14 protein-coding genes are annotated in these 14,929 nt (G+C 41.9%); 12 read left to right on the forward strand and 2 right to left on the reverse strand.

Going from position 1 to position 14,929, the window contains the following annotated elements:
• Positions 1-28: 28 nt before the first annotated feature.
• Complete coding sequence (locus CZ794_RS02785) at positions 29-1,003, forward strand: hypothetical protein (RefSeq protein ID WP_087040270.1); 975 nt, start codon at positions 29-31, stop codon at positions 1,001-1,003.
• Between the two features lie 100 nt (positions 1,004-1,103).
• Here the strand turns inward: CZ794_RS02785 and CZ794_RS02790 are convergent, their stop codons facing one another.
• A complete protein-coding gene (locus CZ794_RS02790; RefSeq protein WP_062844984.1) occupies positions 1,104-1,493 on the reverse strand; it encodes an SCP2 sterol-binding domain-containing protein in 390 nt (129 codons plus the stop codon).
• 838 nt (positions 1,494-2,331) lie between these two features.
• Between CZ794_RS02790 and ccoN the strand changes: the two genes are divergently transcribed.
• The 6 genes from ccoN to CZ794_RS02820 all read left to right on the forward strand — a co-directional run bounded on the left by ccoN (position 2,332) and on the right by CZ794_RS02820 (position 8,354).
• On the forward strand, positions 2,332-3,816 hold the full coding sequence (gene ccoN / locus CZ794_RS02795) for a cytochrome-c oxidase, cbb3-type subunit I (protein ID WP_087040110.1): 1,485 nt from the start codon (positions 2,332-2,334) through the stop codon (positions 3,814-3,816).
• Between the two features lie 9 nt (positions 3,817-3,825).
• Entirely contained in the window at positions 3,826-4,464 is a 639-nt protein-coding gene (gene ccoO / locus CZ794_RS02800) for a cytochrome-c oxidase, cbb3-type subunit II (protein WP_062844986.1), read from the forward strand.
• Complete coding sequence (locus tag CZ794_RS02805; RefSeq protein WP_062844987.1) at positions 4,464-4,646, forward strand: CcoQ/FixQ family Cbb3-type cytochrome c oxidase assembly chaperone; 183 nt, start codon at positions 4,464-4,466, stop codon at positions 4,644-4,646. The genes ccoO and CZ794_RS02805 overlap by 1 nt, the downstream gene beginning before the upstream one ends.
• Positions 4,643-5,791 carry a cytochrome-c oxidase, cbb3-type subunit III gene (gene ccoP, locus CZ794_RS02810; RefSeq protein WP_087040111.1) on the forward strand — a complete coding sequence of 383 codons (1,149 nt, stop codon included), beginning with the start codon at positions 4,643-4,645 and terminating at the stop codon, positions 5,789-5,791. The genes CZ794_RS02805 and ccoP overlap by 4 nt, the downstream gene beginning before the upstream one ends.
• Before the next feature lie 443 nt (positions 5,792-6,234).
• Positions 6,235-7,644: a cytochrome c oxidase accessory protein CcoG gene (gene ccoG, locus CZ794_RS02815; protein ID WP_087040112.1), complete on the forward strand. Its 1,410-nt coding sequence runs from the start codon at positions 6,235-6,237 to the stop codon at positions 7,642-7,644.
• A gap of 128 nt (positions 7,645-7,772) precedes the next feature.
• Entirely contained in the window at positions 7,773-8,354 is a 582-nt protein-coding gene (locus tag CZ794_RS02820; protein WP_087040113.1) for a FixH family protein, read from the forward strand.
• Positions 8,355-8,457: 103 nt separating this feature from the next.
• Here the strand turns inward: CZ794_RS02820 and ttcA are convergent, their stop codons facing one another.
• The gene (ttcA, locus tag CZ794_RS02825) at positions 8,458-9,621 is read right to left on the reverse strand and encodes a tRNA 2-thiocytidine(32) synthetase TtcA (protein WP_087040114.1); all 1,164 of its coding nucleotides are present in this window, start codon (positions 9,619-9,621) and stop codon (positions 8,458-8,460) included.
• A gap of 390 nt (positions 9,622-10,011) precedes the next feature.
• On the opposite strand from ttcA, the gene queC reads away from it, so the two are divergent.
• From queC to CZ794_RS02850, 5 genes are all read left to right on the forward strand, one after another.
• Positions 10,012-10,776: a 7-cyano-7-deazaguanine synthase QueC gene (queC, locus tag CZ794_RS02830; RefSeq protein WP_218778300.1), complete on the forward strand. Its 765-nt coding sequence runs from the start codon at positions 10,012-10,014 to the stop codon at positions 10,774-10,776.
• Between the two features lie 234 nt (positions 10,777-11,010).
• Positions 11,011-11,340, forward strand: coding sequence for a hypothetical protein (locus CZ794_RS02835; RefSeq protein ID WP_062844993.1), 330 nt, complete (start codon positions 11,011-11,013; stop codon positions 11,338-11,340).
• A gap of 161 nt (positions 11,341-11,501) precedes the next feature.
• Positions 11,502-12,011 (forward strand): peroxiredoxin, encoded by a 510-nt coding sequence (locus tag CZ794_RS02840; RefSeq protein WP_087040116.1) that lies wholly within the window; start codon positions 11,502-11,504, stop codon positions 12,009-12,011.
• 112 nt (positions 12,012-12,123) lie between these two features.
• Complete coding sequence (locus tag CZ794_RS02845) at positions 12,124-13,614, forward strand: dihydrolipoyl dehydrogenase (protein WP_087040117.1); 1,491 nt, start codon at positions 12,124-12,126, stop codon at positions 13,612-13,614.
• Between the two features lie 119 nt (positions 13,615-13,733).
• Positions 13,734-14,921 (forward strand): mechanosensitive ion channel family protein, encoded by a 1,188-nt coding sequence (locus CZ794_RS02850; protein ID WP_256958844.1) that lies wholly within the window; start codon positions 13,734-13,736, stop codon positions 14,919-14,921.
• The last annotated feature ends 8 nt before the right edge of the window (positions 14,922-14,929 follow it).

The following is a 14,929-nucleotide window of genomic DNA, read 5'->3' on the forward strand; positions in this document are numbered from 1 at the left end:
TCACGCTGACTTAATTTTGAGTATTTTCATGACTATTAATTACCAATATAAAAATATCCAAACCCCTACCAAAATCACTTTAACCGATGAGCAATCTGCAGGTCATGCTGATCATTGGCGTATCTTAACCGATGACATGAGTCATGACGTGCCAGAATGGCTACAAAAAATGATTGAAAAAGCAGCAATGCCCAAAGGGCTCAATAGTAACGTGAGCGCTCAAGACAGCTGTTTGTTGCTATCTGAAAACCAACCTTGCCACATCAACCAAGTACTGGCAATGAAAAACGGTAAGCCTGAATGCTTCATTAATGCCTACCCTTGTGTTGATAGCCCTTATGGACTGAATTGCAAAATTGAGCGCGTTATTGCCAATGACAGCTCGCACGATGCTGTTTTACGTTTACGTACGGCTGATGGTAGTATCATTTATGCTTTTGACCAGCTCTACACAACCAATCGCCATCTGTATCAGCGCGATACGTCTTATTTTGTGAACTTGAGTGCTTGGGCGCACGAAATCAAACCAAGCGAACAAAACGAGGTGATTATGGTCGAAGATCAAGAATCGATCCGTTATCATCGTGCATTTAATGATATTGTGGCGGCCAACGATGGTCAAATTCCAGACGATCTGCAAGCGCAAATCAGCGAATGGAAACCTGAGACAGAAGCACAAATGGCACCAGTAGAAATCAACTTAGGTCATATGTGCGCTTATCTATTTGGAGATACTTTAGGCCAAGAAGATGAAGCATGGTGTCAAGGTCAAGTACTGGGCAAACAAAATACCGTCTTTAATGATAAATCCATCATTTTATTTGATGTGGTGGTATTGCGTGAACAAGATGCAGATCCGTTTGTGATGCGCATTGGTGCACTGGATACTAAAGAGACAGCGGCTATTGAAGTCAATGACTATGTACAAGCAAACGTGTGGTTACAAGCGGCTATCTATAAAGAAAATCAACAGAATACCGCCCAGCAGTCAAAAGCCAGTTAATTTAAGTAAGAAAAATATTTGAATCTTTGCTGAATCAACAAAAAGCCCCTAATATCTATTAGGGGCTTTTTGTTGGTATTTTTAAATAAGTCTAAAAATACTAAGCCATTGTCGTCGCTGACTTAATGCGACTATATAACTCTTTTTGCTCCGCGCTTGGACGCGCTGTCTGTACTGCCATCAGCTGTGACATATCGCCTTCGACACGAATCTTACCACTCATGAATGCACCCATGATTTGATTGGTATCAAAATCAGTAATAATAGATTGTAGAATATCACGATCAAGCAATAAGGTCGTTGTTGCCGAATCATTCAAACCGCGATGTAATAAGCCATTTGTAAAGTTGGCTTCAATATCTTGCTCAGCGTCAGATACCTTTAAATTGACGATCATATTGGCAAGTGCCGGTGGCAAGTTAAGCTCACCTGCTTCATTCCCCATTTGCTCTACTTGCTCAAACCATTCATTTGTTAAAAATACAGCCATGTTATTTCCTTAATTAGTATTATGTGGCACGGAGTCGTTTTGCTCTCACCCCATTGAATATCGAATTCTAAGATAGAACGGATAATAGCGACGTAGGTAAGCGCTAGCATCATTCTTTTCTGCCTCATTATAAGGGGCGACTTGATGATAAGTAAAACCTATTTACATCGCTGAGACTGCAATTGTTACAAAAATATTGCTCGTATTTTTGGGCTTACTAGGTCACGCTTACTATTTTTTGGTTCGAACATATCCCTAGAATAGGGACATATTTGTGCATAAAATGGGTAGAAAACCCAGTAGTAACAGGTTGATTGCTAAGATTTTTACTAAAGAGTTTGTATTTTGCCGTATAGTCCTGATGATATTTCATTAAGATTGCGTTACAATACCCTTAAACAGAGTCGGGAGTTTTAACTAAACATTACATAAACCTGTTTTTTTGTTAGCCGCCGCTAGTACACGTCTATTGCCATGTGTTTTTTATAAGCATTAATGTCTGTCTTTATTAATACAGATTTTGACAATAATGAAGATAAACATTCAACCTCATTAGAGGTCAAATGTTAAAAACGGCGCATCGTCTTATTTGCACCAACAACCTATTAACAATCCTACTATCGATTAGCACTGAGTGTTTCGATCTTCTCTTCTTATTTTATTAGTACTGGCTAATATAAGAGAATGCTTAAATCGATGGTTAATAGCGTTAAAGCAATAAGTGAATCAAAAAGCAGCATATCCCGCAATCATTATCTGCCTATAAATTTTTATAGCGCAGAGAATGCGGTGCCTTAGTTAATTCTGTTGATAATTCGGGCTGTAAAGGAATCATCCAATGAGTTTACAAAACACAGCAGTCGCCCCAGTGGACCGTGAGTACGAAATTACTGTCATAAGATTTTTTACGACAATGGCCGTGGTTTGGGGCATCGTCGGCATGAGTATTGGGGTGTTCATTGCTTCGCAGTTAGTATGGCCAGCACTTAACTTTGATATTCCATGGCTGACCTTTAGTCGTCTAAGACCGCTACATACCAATGCGGTCATTTTTGCGTTCGGTGGTTCTGCCCTGTTCGCAACGTCTTACTATATTGTTCAGCGTACTTGTAAGACAAGATTATTTGCTCCTTATCTGGCTTGGTTTACCTTTTGGGGCTGGCAAGCGGTTATTGTATCAGCCGTTATTACGCTTCCTTTAGGTCTGACTTCGTCTAAAGAATATGCAGAACTTGAGTGGCCAATCGATATTTTGATTGCTTTGGTATGGATATCTTATGCCATTGTCTTCTTCGGCACTCTTATCAAACGTAAAACCTCACATATTTATGTGGCTAACTGGTTCTTTGCCGCTTTTATTATTACGATTGCACTGCTGCATATTGTAAACAGCATGGCGATTCCTGTTAGTGCATTTAAGTCTTACTCGATATTTAGTGGTGCGACCGATGCTATGGTACAGTGGTGGTACGGGCATAATGCGGTTGGTTTTTACTTGACGGCAGCCTTCCTTGGGATGATGTATTATTTTGTCCCAGTACAGATTGGTCGTCCTATTTATTCTTATCGTTTGTCTATTGTTCACTTTTGGGCATTGATTGCTTCATACATGTGGGCAGGTGGTCACCATTTACATTATTCAGCCCTACCAGATTGGACTCAATCGCTAGCGATGGTGTTCTCTATTATTCTATTCGCACCTTCATGGGGTGGTATGATTAATGGCGTATTAACACTATCAGGTAGCTGGGATAAGCTGCGTACCGATCCCATCATTCGCTTTATGATTGTGGCTTTGTCATTTTATGCGATGTCGACGTTTGAAGGCCCAATGATGTCAATTAAAACTGTCAATGCGTTATCACATAACACGGATTGGACGATTGGTCATGTTCACTCAGGTGCGCTTGGCTGGGTTGGTATGATTACTATTGGTTCGTTATACGTCTTGTTACCACGTATCTACAATAAGCCAAAAATGTACTCTATTAGCTTAATTACCACGCATTTTTGGTTGGCAACTGCAGGTACTATCTTCTATATCGTATCTATGTGGATTTCAGGTATTGGGCAAGGCATGATGTGGCTTGCAACGAATCCTGATGGTACTTTGGTATACAGTTTCGTTGATACCGTTGAGTTCTCACATTTTCCATATATGGGGCGTGCTTTTGGTGGCTTCCTATACGTATCGGGTATGTTTGTGATGGCATATAACTGCTACAAAACGATCAAGATGCCAGAAGGTAAGCCTGTGGACATCGCAGATCCAACTGATCATGAACCTAGTGTCGATGCAACCTCGACAGCTGCTAACGTATAAGGAGCGATCATGGCTGGTACACCGCATGAAATTATTGAAAAAAATACAGGCTTGTTGGTCATCGGTATCGTCATTGCTATTAGCTTTGCAACGCTAGTTGAAATCGTGCCGTTGATTTATGATTATAAAGGTCCTGAAGAAGGTGGGGTGAACGCTCCCCTTCCCTCTATGGAGCCTTGGACTGCATTAGAATTTGAAGGTCGTGACATCTATATTCGTGAAGGCTGTCACGTCTGTCATACGCAGATGGTTCGTCCACTACGTGCTGAAGTTGAACGTTATGGACCTTACTCGCGTGCTGCTGAATCAACTTGGGATCACCCGTTCTTATGGGGTTCAAAGCGTACTGGACCTGATCTAGCGCGTGTTGGTGGTCGCTACTCAGAAGACTGGCAAAAGCAGCATTTGATTGATCCCCGTTCGCTAGTACCTGAGTCAGTTATGCCAGGTTTTCCATGGCTTGCGACCAACGAAGTAAATGGCGCAAACGTTCAAACTAAAATGCGTCTATTCCGTGATCGCTTTGGTGTGCCTTATACGGAAGAAGATATCGAAGGGGCTCCTGATGCTGTCCTTGGCGCCACTGAGCTTGATGCTTTGGTTGCCTATTTACAGCAGCTAGGTACCGCGATGGAAGGACAGCGCTAATGGGTATTGGTGAATTACAAACAATTGCGACCGTTTCTGCCTTTATTGCTTTCGTGGGTATTGCATGGTGGGCGTATTCGCCAAAAAACAAAAAACGTTTCGAAGAAGATGCACAACTTGCGCTTGATGACAAAGATGTAAAAGCTTTGTCTGAAGAGCAGCGCAATAAGGATGAACGATGACATTTTTTTGGAGTTCTTGGATTACCTTACTAAGTTTCGCATGTTGGGCATTTATCCTCGGCATCTTACTGATGGTATTGAAATACAAGCCAAAGCTAGACGACGACGGTACAACAGGTCATGCTTATGATGGTATTAAAGAATATGACAAACCATTACCAAAATGGTGGTTAGTAATATTTTTTGGTTCTATCGCTTGGGGCGTTGTATATTGGGTATTTTTCCCAGCAATGGTTCCAGCAAAATGGGAAGGTCTTGCCACCGTAGAAGTGGATGGCGAAACTGTGCCATGGACGTCTAAGAATGAGCTATACAGCGATCTTGAACGCAACAATAAAGTATTTACTGATAACTTTGAAAAGAACATCTTAGCGCAAGCGGATGCCAGCGCGGCAACGTCTACATTGACTGAACTTGCTGAGCTACAGTCAGAAAGAAGCCATAGTGAAAACCCACCTGCAGATTTGCAGACGAAGATTGATGGAAAGGTTGCAGAACTTGCGCCTTACGTTGAAAAATTGTCTGAAAATCCAAACGCTTTAAAAGTGGGTAGTCGCTTATTCTTACAGAACTGCTCAGTATGTCATGGTTCAAATGCTAAGGGTGCCGTGGGCTACCCTAACTTGACGGATAATGACTGGTTGTACGGTGGCGCCCCTGAAAATATCTTGACGACACTACACAATGGTCGCGTCGGTGGTATGGCAGCATGGCGTGATCAGATCGGTGAAGATGGCGTACGTGCAGCAGCTGAATATGTTTTATCCATCTCTGGTAATCAGCAAAATTATGAGCTAGATCAAACAATGGTTGCTCAAGGTAAGGCAATATTTAATCAGCCGACCAATTGTGTGCTTTGTCATGGTAATGATGCCAAAGGTATGATTTCAACTGGCGCACCAGATCTGACGGATAATATCTGGTTATATGGTGGCGATCGTGAGACTATTCGTGAGACCTTACGTTATGGTCGTGCGGGCGTTATGCCTCAATGGCAAACCAAATTAGGTAATGAGCGTATTATGCTTCTTGCTGCGTATGTTTACTCTTTATCAGATAAAACCGCTCAACCAGCTGCTGCTCAACCAGCCGTTGCTAATGCTGCTGCTCAGCCTACAGTAACTAAAACAGCGGCGGCTAATTGATATTTCTGAGTCAGTTTCAGTTGTTTAATTAAAATGGACAAGCTTGAATAAAGGGAGAACTGTCACAGCAGTTCTCCCTTTATTTATTTTTCTCTACTAGAATATTTATTCTTATAGATTGAGCTCTTAAAATGATTTCTCAATGCACAGTTATTCTTACATATTGGGCAGTCATTTTACGACCATTACCCCATTTAAAGTAGGGATAATGTTAAAATAACACTATTTTAGACCGACCTGTAAGCTACTGATCTTCATCGTCATCACTAATTTTTATTAAGCCATTTATTCGCAATCGATTTTTGAGTAGTGGATTTGAATTGGGTTTCTGTTTTATCCACCACTTACTGACATGGATAACATCGCACATTCATACATCTGATGAGTACAGGTGTTTGTTCATCCTGCCAGCAAACTGATTCTTTTTTAAAAGAGGCACGTTTATGTCAGCACAACACTCTAATAAAATTCCTGTGCAACAAGTAGATCTTGACGCGACTAAGCATCGTGTTCATCCTAGGTTTGTGAAAGGTTTTTATCAGAATATTCGGGTCGTCACCATGTATGCGCTTCTGGCTGCTTTCTTGCTTTTGCCATGGCTGCGCTACAATGATCGGCAAGCAATATGGTTTGATGTGCCTTCACAGCATTACTATATTTTTGGCATGACCTTTTTGACTCAGGATTTTTATTTCATTGCCATATTTGCAATCATTGCAGCTTTCGCTTTATTTGTGGTGACCGTTTATGCAGGCCGCGTTTGGTGTGGCTATGCGTGTCCACAAACGATTTGGACACACCTATATCAATATGTTGAAAAATGGGTCATTGGCGATCGCAATAAGAGACTCAAGTTTGATAGCGCACCAATGAGTGCGACAAAATTTTTTAAGCGCTCTTTGGTGTATGTTATTTGGTTGGTGTTTTCAGTGATTACAGCTGCCACCTTTGTCAGCTATGTTGCTGGAACAGATTATCTGTATCAGAGCTGGCAAACCATTGGTATCCTACCTATCCCAGATTGGCCGACATGGATTTGGGTCTCAATGTTTATCTTCACATTTGCCACCTATGCCAATGCAGGTTACATGCGTGAGCAAATGTGTATTCAGATCTGCCCTTATGGTCGCTTCCAAAGCGTGATGTTCGATAAAGACACCTTAATTGTGTCTTATGACTATGAGCGCGGTGAGCCTCGCGGTACGCGCAAAAAAGGCACAAATCCTGAAGATTTAGGCGACTGTATTGAATGTCAGATGTGTGTTCAGGTCTGCCCAACAGGTATCGATATACGAGATGGCTTACAGGTTGGGTGTATACAATGTGCCGCCTGCATTGATGCTTGTAATGACATTATGGATAAAGTTGGTTATCCACGTGGGTTGATTCGCTATACCACAGAGCGTCAATTAGTGGAAAAAGAACCCAGCCGAGTGCTGCGTCCGCGATTGTTTGCTTATTTGGCATTATTGGGGATATTGTGTGGTGGCATTATCTATGCGCTAACCGATCGGGTTCCATTGGAGATTGATATTCGTCGCGACCGTAATCAGCTGTCTTCTGTAAACACACAAGGCATGATCGAAAACAGCTATATTGTTAAACTGACAAATAAGACACAGGATGCTCATAACTATAAAATCACGCTTGCTCCACAAGAGGGTTTGAGTTTAGAGTTGCGATTTAATGATGTACCATTAGAGGCGGGTGAAAGCTTTGATATGCCTGTCAGTATTTATGGTGATCCTGATGTTATTGAGTTTGGTCAAACCCCAATTACTCTAAATGTGACCAGCGAAGATGGTCAGTACAAAGTCAGCAAGCAAAACGTGTTTACCACTCAAGGCCAGTAATTTTAAATATAAGCTATTGAGGTTCTTATATATCCTCCATTCATCCAAAATAAATGGAGGACTGATTTATCATTAACTGGCAGCATATTGCCGTCAGATTATCCGTTGATACAGTTAATAGGTATGTTATGTCTACTCCAATATCGAACTTTAAACATCAGGATTCTCAGCCATGGTATAAAAACTACATGGTTGTCATCTTTGTCATTGGCATGCCAGCATTTGTGGTAGTCGCTTGCATTTGGTTTGTTTATTACTCGTACCAGATTCGTGATAGTGTGGTACGTGACGATTGGTATATGGATGGCAAGACGCTTTATCAGGATGTATCACGCGATAAGCTTACTTACGATTTAGATCTGCATGGTAAAATGCAGTTTGCAGACAATGGCAATGTGGTTTTTTATTTGGATTATCCTAAACAAAGCTTACAATCCGGTAAATTGTTGGACGGGACACCGCTCGTGTATCCAAAAGAGCTGGCGCTATCTATCTCGCATGCCACTGATATTAAAAAAGATCGCGATGTGGTGTTACAGCATGAGGAAGGTAACAAATACAGCGCACAAGTCGATATTGATCCTGTCAAAGCCAAATACTACTTACAAGTCAGTCACGATGGTAAGGAAGACTGGCGTATGCAAGATGTGGCCAAACTGCCTCGCTCGGAGGTGAGTTTTAGCCCGCTACCTGTTTTTGCAAAAAGCTGATTTTATTTATCGTGCGCCATAGCACTATAAAAAAGCCAGCCATTGATCGAAAATGGCTGGCTTTTTATGCTCTTTAGTATTTTATAATAATAAAAGTATCATCTTATAATACAGGATTGATTGTAGGTATTTTTTGCATAGTACGATTGTGCTCTGCTGCTTTTTCTGTACCTGTCGAGGGTTGGCTGTCACTGTTGTTAATATTGTCACTTGCGAACTTCGGGTTAAATGTCTGTGTTTTTGGCGACACTGGCAAGCCTATCTCAGCCAAACTATCGGTCTGCCCTGCTTGAATGTTATCCCCTTCAAAAACGCGCTCGTTGTCATCACGCTCAAGACTCAAGCGCTCAAAGTCAAATAACTCACGATCCGCAAGCTGGGACGGTGCTACGTTTTGCATGGCCTTAAAGATAGAAGCCAAACGCTGCGGATGGGCATTATCCCATTCTCTCAACATATCATTGATAATGGCACGCTGTAGATTGGTCTGGCTACCACACAGGTTACAAGGAATGATTGGGAATTCCTTTAACTTGGCATACTCAATGATGTCTTTTTCTTCAACATACGCCAGCGGACGGATCAACAGGTTTTGCTTATCATCACTGAGTAGTTTAGGCGGCATCGACTTGAGCGCGCCACCATGAAACAAATTCAAAAAGAAAGTAGCGAGCATGTCATCGCGATGATGACCCAAGGCGATTTTGGTGGCACCGATTTGTTTGGCAAAACCATATAATGAGCCACGACGCAGACGCGAACATGCTGAGCAATAAGTTTTGCCTTCTGGTACCACGCTTTTTACGATGCTATAAGTGTCTTTTTCTAAGATATAGTGGGCAATACCTTGCTCATTTAAATACGCAGGCAAGATATCCTCAGGATAGCCAGGTTGTTTTTGGTCAAGGTTGACAGCGACGATATCAAAGCTAATCGGTGCAATACGCTTCAATAGCAGTAAAATATCGAGCAACGTATAACTGTCTTTTCCACCTGAGACACAAACCATCACCACATCGCCATCTTCAATCATATTGAAATCACGAATTGCCCAAGAGACTTGTCTACGTAGCTTTTTCTGTAATTTGCGAAACTGATCAGACTCAGGAGAGCTTGTCTGCTCGTCCGTCAAAGCTTCTTCACTCATATCGTCAGCTGTATCATCATAGTTCACGCTATCAGTCTCAGTTATCGTGTCATGATTATCTAAGCCAGTATCATCAAGCTCAGGCGTGATTTGTGGCGTAAACAAGGTCGCTGCGGTCATAAATTACTCAATATCTTTACAATGATGGTTTTGCTGTCAGACCATTTGCTACAAAGCGGTGCCATAATGCCATTAGCAAAAAAGGAATTAGCAAGGAGGTTTTGAAAGCAGCGATTATAACAAATATTGTTAATGGTTTGAAAATATGACATTAAATTATCAAGTTAAATACCACATCGCCTTGATCGTTTGATGCACAAAAGCTATATCGCTATCTAATGTTTTATCGCTTTGTCTTTTTTTGAGAGAACCGACACAACCAAGACAATCCACGCATTTTATATTTGATACTATTTTTATCATAGTCTCATGGTTCTGTAATGAGGGTATTTTTGCTAAAATACCCGTTTTCGTAAACCAATAATAGATACCACTATGACAAACGCTACTATGCAGGATACCCCTACCAATCCAATTTCTGATACCAACGTATCTGACCTTCATAAGCGTCAGAACGCTGTTGTCCTACTATCAGGCGGACTTGATTCAGTCACTTGTTTGTATTGGGCTAAGGCGCGTTATGCCTCTGTCACTGCGGTCAGCTTCAATTATGGCCAGCGTCACAATAGCGAGCTTGTAGCAGCAAAAGCCATCGCAGAAGCCGCTGAGGTTAATCATAGAATAATCGATATTGATATTGCTCAGCTGGGTGGCTCTTCACTGACCGATCACAGCATGATCGTACCTGATGGCGACGCCGATAAATTCCCTAATAAAAATCACGATGAGATCGATAACGACGCCATACCTAATACTTATGTACCAGCGCGTAATACTATCTTTTTATCTTATGCATTGGCAGTTGCTGAAGTCACGGATGCCAATCATATTGTCATTGGCGTAAGCTCAGTCGACTACTCTGGGTATCCCGATTGCCGTCCAGAATACATTGCCGCCTTCGAGCACATGGCAAATCTTGCCACCAAAGCGGGCGTCACTGGTCACCACTTGTCTATTCAAACGCCTCTACAGCAGTTGTCAAAGGCTCAAACCATCGAGCTTGGTTTGTCGTTAGGGGTTGATTATGGTCAAACGATCTCTTGTTACCGCGCAGATGCCAATGGTCTTGCGTGCGGTGTCTGTGACAGCTGTGCGTTACGCCGTCAAGGATTCGCCCAAGCAGGTGTTGCTGATCCCACTCATTATCAAGCGTGATGCCGATTAAAATAGCAGTTATGCTTAAAGGCTGATAGTAAACATTAGCGAAACATTTACTTGCATTAACACAGCAAGCTGCCGTTGTATTTTAATCGCTATACTTGCTATGGTATGAGCGCTTGCATGTACCAATATTTACTCATCATGCAATGAAGCATTCACATACGAGTGACCTGACTCTCATTTGAGTACAAGATTTAAGAAATTGACACCACCTTTAAGAGGACGTTTATGAAGTTTTTGCCGATGTTACCCCTAGCCCTAGCGGCCATGTTTGTGATTCCACAAGCAAACGCTGCTGATATTAAACAAAATAATATCAATACTTGCGTTAATGGTGCGGTCAAATACAAAGTCGCTGATAAAGGCAATGCGACCAAACTGTGTAGCTGTACGATTGGCGTCCGAAGCAATATGACTATCGGTCAGATGTGGGAAATCGAAAGCTACGCGCAAGACAAAAAAGACCCTTCAAACTTGCCTTATGTGAAAAAAATGCAAAAAGACTTACAGCAATGCACAGTTGGCTTGGATTTAAAAGAGCCACAAAAACCTGCTTAACCCATCATGGGACTGATATACAAAAGACTGGCTATTGCCAGTCTTTTTTGTTGCCAATACAGCAGCAAAGTGTAAAACTCATCCTTAATTGCTGCAAATCTGCCTATAATAAGATATCTATAAATAGAGCATATACACACAAAACCAAAAAGGAATCTACAATGGCAAAGCCAACCACAGAAAACATCACGTTACCAACCTTCCCTGTCACCATGGTACGAGAATTGGATGGGCACTTTATTCATGATGAGATTAGTCTGAAAGAAATGGTCGCCAATACCAATAAAGGCCTCATTCTTTATTTTTACCCTAAAGACAATACGCCAGGCTGTACCACGCAGGCGACAGAGTTTACAGCTCAACTGAACAAGTTTGATGATTTGGGCTATGACATTATTGGTGTATCTCGTGACAGCGTAGAATCACATGAAAAATTTATTGCCAAGCAAAACTTACAAATCGCACTTATCAGTGATACTGATGAAAAGCTGTGCCAATACTTTGATGTGATTAAAGAAAAAAATATGTATGGCAACATCACATTAGGACTGGTCCGTTCGACCTTTGTTTTTGATACCGAAGGGAAGCTTACTCATGCTCAGCGTAACCTACGTGCTCAAGGCTACACCGAGCGTTTGCGTGAGACCTTGAGCGCCTCATCGTCAAACTAAGCGCGTAACTGATAAAAAAGTTATGAAATGACTGACAACAAGCGTTATGATAAAAATCTAAAATCAAATAATAAATACATTCCTTACTAATAAAACACTACTTGAGAATAATATGAATAAACAGTCTAGCGTTTCTGATAAGGCTTCATCCAAAGTCACTCGTAAGGTATCTGTGGCTATTATTGGCGCTGGTACGGCTGGTCAAAACGCCTTTCGTCAAGCCAGTAAAATGTTCGACGATGTCGTCATTATCAATGAAGGATTCTGGACAACCACCTGTATCGCTGTCGGTTGTATGCCTAGTAAGCTGCTGATTGCAGCCGCTGATCGTGCGCACGATGCTAACCATTCTACAGAGTTTGGTATCCATACCACCACCCAGATAGATGGCAAGCAAGTCATGCAGCGCGTGCGTGATGAGCGCAGTCATTTTGCCAGTTATATCAAAAAACAAGTAGACAGTTGGCCAGATGATAAAAAAATTGCAGGCCATGCGCATATCAACGAGCAGGGTTTGATTGAAGTCAACGATGAATTGATTGAGGCCAGTCAAATTATCGTTGCAACAGGCAGCTCACCGTTTATTCCAGAGGGCTGGGCTGATAAGCTTGGCGATGCCCTTCTAACCTCTGATAGCGTGTTTGAGCTGACAGATTTACCAAAATCACTGGCAGTCATCGGTGCAGGCTCAATAGGACTTGAACTCGCACAAGCGTTCAATCGTTTGGGCGTAGACGTTACTTTATTCAATCGAGAGAAACGCGTGGCTGGTCTTAAAGATGATGACATCAATAACAAAGCCATTGATTGCTTAAGTAGCGAATTGACCATGCATTTGGGTAGCAAAATTAAGGATCTTGGTCACAATGCTACTGAAAATGAAGGGGCTGCTGCATTTATTAATTATGAAGACAGTGCTGGTGAGTCACAGCAATGGCAAGGCGAGTATGTACTGGTCGCAACAGGGCGTCGCAACAATATAAAACAGCTGGGTGTTGAACATTTAGGCGTTGAGCTTGATGACAAAAACCGTCCTAAAAATCTGAGCAAAAAAACCGGTCAAATTGGCGACTTAAATGTCTATGTCGTTGGTGATGCCAATGCTCATATCCCATTACTACATGTTGCAAGCGATGAAGGGTATAGTGCAGGCAGTATGGTCTGTAAAAACAATGAAGACGCTTATATTCGTCCTCCTGCAATACCTTTCTCTATTGTTTTTTGCTCTCCACAAATCGTTAACGTTGGCAAATCACTTCCTGAAATCCAGCAAGATTCAGAGCTAGAGTACGTCGTGGGTAGCGTCAGATTTGATAATCAAGGTCGCAGTCGCGTCATGGGTGTCAACTGTGGTCTATTACATATTTACGGATGTAAAAAAACTGATAGAGTATTAGGAGCAAGCATGGTTGGGCCTGATGCTGAGTATATTGGGCATATCTTAGCCACAGCAATTACCAATAATTTGAGTGTCAAAGATATGTTAAATACGCCTTTTTACCATCCTACGATACTAGAAGGGCTAAGAACCGCATTACGAGATGTTCAGCATAAAATGGAAATTCCCTATCAGTTCCATGACACCCAAGAAAACACCTTTTAATAATTAGGTTAACCATAAGAAAATCGATACATTGAGCATTAGATGTATTCAGTCGTAATAGTCACTCAAGTTACCTGCTGAACACGCTAACGTCATTCACACGCCGCATGGACCAAAAAATGCAAATTGCTAGTATTAAGGACTTTTTTGAAGAGATTGTTCATGATCTCCATACTAGCCTTTACCTTGGACTTGGCGGCTCGATAGAAGAAGAAACGTTTGATTGGAAATCACAAGCAGTTGAGCTGACCAGTACTGGTATAAAAATCCTGATATTGCTTGCCATATTGGGATTTTTTTATTGGCTCACAGTTTATATGGTTAAGCAAAGCAGAACAAAGATTCGGCTCAATGAGCGACGTACCAAAATTGTGCGCTCAGTACTACGCTACATTTGGATTGTCGCCAGCTTCATTGCAATCATGAGTCAAATGAACTTTAGACCAGAAACAGTTGAAGCCACAGCAAAAGCCAGTACGTGGGCGGGTATTTATTACGTGCTTTGGGCCACGTCAGGACAAGTTATTCATAGAGTGTTGCAGCACTATGGGCTCAATGCTTCCATAGAACAGCTACTCAAAAATATTTTGTCTGTGCTGCTTTTGGTACTTGGGCTTGCCAGCGTCATGGCGCAGTTCGGCTTCGATATTGTTTCATTGGTTGCAGGTTTGGGTATTGTCGGATTGGCAGTAGGTTTTGCAGCACAGTCCACGCTTGCCAACTTTATCGCAGGTATCACTATTTTACTTGAGCAGTCGTTTCAGGTTGGCGATTGGATCCATATCAATGATAATGAAGGTCGCGTGGTACTGATTGCTTTGCGTACGACCCACATTTTGACTCGCGACAATATCACTGTCATTATTCCAAACTCCAATGTTGCCTCATCTGAGGTCATTAATTTGACCTCAAAAAACTTTATACGTTTTGATATTCGTGTCCGTATCGCTTTTGAAGACGATATTGCCACAGCACGTAAAGAGATTCTACAAGTACTCACTGATACTGAGGTGATACTCAGTCGCCCTGAACATTCAGCCACTGTGGCAGAAATTGGCGAATATGGCGTGTTTTTTATCGTCCGTTTTTGGGTAAAGCCTGCCGCTGTCGCCCGTATGCCCATAATCAAAGAAAACTTAAGAGAAGATATCAAACGTGCTTTTGATACTGTGGGCGTTTCTACTCCCTACCCGCATATGCGTTTGCTGATGCCAAACGAATCTGATTACCCTGTTTCCACCAAATCTTTTATGGCGACGACGCCAGTAGCTTCAGAAGGCGTACCACTGACAAAAAACGATCCTTGATATTATCA

This window comes from Psychrobacter sp. JB385 (assembly GCF_900163785.1).
Taxonomy (GTDB): Bacteria; Pseudomonadota; Gammaproteobacteria; order Pseudomonadales; family Moraxellaceae; genus Psychrobacter.